The following is a 3,228-nucleotide window of genomic DNA, read 5'->3' on the forward strand; positions in this document are numbered from 1 at the left end:
TAAAACCAGTGATTGGATCATTATTGCCACCGAAGGAACTACCGTTTCAGATGGCCGTGTCATTAGCGCAAGTTGGATTAATGACATGGCTGAGCTTTATGACAAAGAAGAGTACACCGCTTTAATTTGGCCTGAGCACTATCGTAGTTCTTGGGCAGTATTTGAAGGTAAAAACTGGGGTGAAGTTGAAGAGCTTAAATCAGGCAAATTCAAAGATAAGCTTCGCCTGTTCGCAAAAGTTACACCAAACAAATATCTGCTAGCAGCAAATAAAGACGGTCAGAAACTGTTTTCTTCTATTGAACCAGAACCAGATTACAAGAAAGAAGGACGTTGTTACCTGATGGGCCTAGCTGCGACTGACTCCCCAGCATCGTCAGGTACAACCCGTATGCGTTTTTCACGTGTGCAAGGTGGTGATTACACCGAACTAGAGGTTAGCCAGTTAGAAGAGTTGGACCTCAATAGCTGCTTTTCTCGCAAAGAACGTTTGTTCTCATTGCTAAACGAATTTCTGTTCTCTGGTGATGAACATCCAGAGACACCACCCGAACCAGAGGACACCGATGTGACCGAAGAACAATTGAAAGCCGCATTAAAGCAATTTAAAGGCGAGTTAAAAACCGAGCTTGCTCAAGAATTTAATCTGAAAGCAGGTGGCGGCAACGAAACCCCTGAAACACCAGAACCTGTGATCAATCAAGGCGCAACCGTTGAGCAGTTTTCTACCACTTTGGAAACACAACTAACACCATTGTTGGAAATAGTTGACGGCTTAGAAACTAAGTTCAACCAACTTTCGAGAGAAGTACCAGGTCAAGAGCCTAATGACGCTGGTAACGGTGACGATTACAGCCCCGTTTAAACCGCAGAACTTGGCTAACTGAATTAACTAAATTAGGAGAGATCGCGTAATGTCGCAGATTCTTACTCAATCAGCCCGTGACAACATGGACCATTTCGCGCAGAAGTTAGCGCAGAGTTATGGTGTCACCAATGTGGCTCAATTGTTCAATGTATCACCTCAGTTAGAAACTAAGCTGCGTGCGGCTATCGTCGAATCGGCAGAGTTTCTAAAAATGATCACGGTAACAACCGTTGACCAAATCGAAGGTCAAGTGGTCGATGTTGGCGTTAGCGGTCTGTATACCGGTCGTAAAGCTGATGGTCGTTTCACTAAACAACTTGGTGTTGGCGGTCATAAATACAAGCTAGTTGAAACAGACTCATGTGCTGCAATTACTTGGGCAATGCTTTGTCAGTGGGCTAACCAAGGCGGTCGTGGCAAGTTCATGAAACTGCTGACTGAATTCTCTAACCAGATGTTCGCACTCGATATCATTCGTGTTGGTTGGAATGGTGTGTCTGCTGCTGCAACAACTAACCCAACGACCAACCCACTTGGTCAGGATGTCAACGTAGGTTGGTATCAGTACGTGTTAGAGAAGAAGCCATCACAAATCGTTGATGAAGATGTCTATTTTGATGACGCTGGCGATTACAAAACGCTTGATGCGATGGCATCGGACATCATCAACAACCAGATTCACCCAGCATTCCGCAATGACCCACGCCTAACTGTTTATGTTGGTTCAGGTCTAGTTGGTGCGGCGCAGTACAAAACGTACAGCAAAGCCGACACGCCAACAGAGCAAATCGCTGCACAAAAACTGGATAAGTCTATCGCTGGCCGTCCTGCTTATGTGCCGCCGTTCATTCCAGATAATGCGATGGTTGTGACTATTCCTACCAACCTGCAAGTGCTGACGCAGCATGGTACTACCCAGCGTAAAGCGAAGCATGAAGAAGACCGTAAGCAGTTTGAGAACGCTTACTGGCGTATGGAAGGTTATGCCGTGGGTGTTCTGGAAGCCTTTGCTGCTTATAACCCAGCGAAAGTCCATATCGCGCCTAAACCTGCTGCCTAACGGAAGGTAATCGATAGCTATGAACTTATCCCCAGCAATGCGCCATAAGTTGGCGCATATGAAAGCCGAACAAGAGCCAATGAATGTTGAAGTGGTAAACACCGATAGCCTTCATTTAAAGCTCATCGAGTTCGAAGAAGACCGCAAGTACTTAAAAGGTTTTAACGCCATTGCTGATCGAGTGGAACATAAACGCTCTGTATTGGTGCCTAAGTACAAGCCGTATATCGAAAAATACCTAGAAGATGGTGACGTTTATTCGAACCCTATTTTCAGCGACATGATCGTGTGGTTGTTCGATATTCAAGAACTTGAATTGGCAATCGACTGGTGTTTCAAAGCTATCGATTTGGGCTTGCCTCTTCCTGAGGGCTGGCGTCGAAAAGACTGGGGAACTGTCTGTGCTGATTTTGTTCTGCAGTGGGCAGAGAAAGAGTCTGTAGAAGGTCGCAGTGTAGAACCGTGCTTTAGCCAGGTATTTGAGAAGGTCGAAAAAGAGTGGCGTTTGCATGAAGAGGTTCATGCCAAATGGTTCAAGTTTGCTGGTCTGCACCTTATTCGAAATGAAGAAGGTCACCCACTCGCTTCTTCGGTGGGCTGCGTTGAAACACTGCAAAAAGCTTTAGTGCTGCTTGAGCACGCTGACGACAAAAGCGAAAAAGCCCAGGTGAAAACGCACATTAAAAAAATTAAGAGTCGGATTAACGCCTTACAAGAAGGCAAAAATCTGTAACTCAAAGACTCCTACGCCACCGCGCTCGGCTGGCGAGGTTGCAATAACCGCAAAGGTTCATTGTAAACCGTCGACCCAGTGGCTAGAGCGCACTTTTTCTTAAACAGAGAGCAATAGGAATAGCGATGAGCTTTGGTGGATACGTCGAAGAAAATGCAAATACAGACATCGAGTCCGGTGGCTGGCCTGTGCTGAAAACCAGTGAGTTTCGCCAGATGAGACGTATTCCTTCGCTATTCGATGAAAGCTCAATTATTACTGCACTTCAAGCCGCTAGCTTGTACGTGCAAGGTGAACTGGATGAATTGTTGGTTGATGGTGAAGCACCTGCACTCGATACGCTGAAAGCATCCGTTTATAAGCGTGCAGTGTATGGAACCGCTCATGCTGACTTATTGCCAGAGTTCGCAACTCAAGACCGAAGAGAAGCGGCAGAGAATACAGCCGAAGACGATTTCAAACAGGCTGACCGATTTAGAACTCAAGCAAAACGGGACATTAGTTTGTTGCTTGGTAGAAGTGTCAACAAGGTGGATTTGATCTGATGCAAACCAAATTACAAGCCTT

The 3,228-nt window shown here is 45.9% G+C and carries 4 protein-coding genes; all 4 read left to right on the plus strand.

Going from position 1 to position 3,228, the window contains the following annotated elements:
• A partial coding sequence (locus QTO00_RS17005) for a GPO family capsid scaffolding protein (protein WP_331425840.1) occupies positions 1-865 on the plus strand: 865 nt, incomplete at its 5' end.
• 49 nt (positions 866-914) lie between these two features.
• Positions 915-1,928, plus strand: coding sequence for a phage major capsid protein, P2 family (locus QTO00_RS17010; RefSeq protein ID WP_031844053.1), 1,014 nt, complete (start codon positions 915-917; stop codon positions 1,926-1,928).
• Between the two features lie 19 nt (positions 1,929-1,947).
• Positions 1,948-2,661: a phage terminase small subunit gene (gene gpM / locus QTO00_RS17015; RefSeq protein ID WP_331425841.1), complete on the plus strand. Its 714-nt coding sequence runs from the start codon at positions 1,948-1,950 to the stop codon at positions 2,659-2,661.
• A 125-nt stretch (positions 2,662-2,786) separates the two neighbouring features.
• Entirely contained in the window at positions 2,787-3,206 is a 420-nt protein-coding gene (locus QTO00_RS17020) for a head completion/stabilization protein (RefSeq protein WP_031844056.1), read from the plus strand.
• Positions 3,207-3,228: the final 22 nt, after the last annotated feature.

Source organism: Vibrio sp. M260118 (assembly GCF_036533755.1).
In the GTDB taxonomy this organism is placed as follows: Bacteria; Pseudomonadota; Gammaproteobacteria; order Enterobacterales; family Vibrionaceae; genus Vibrio.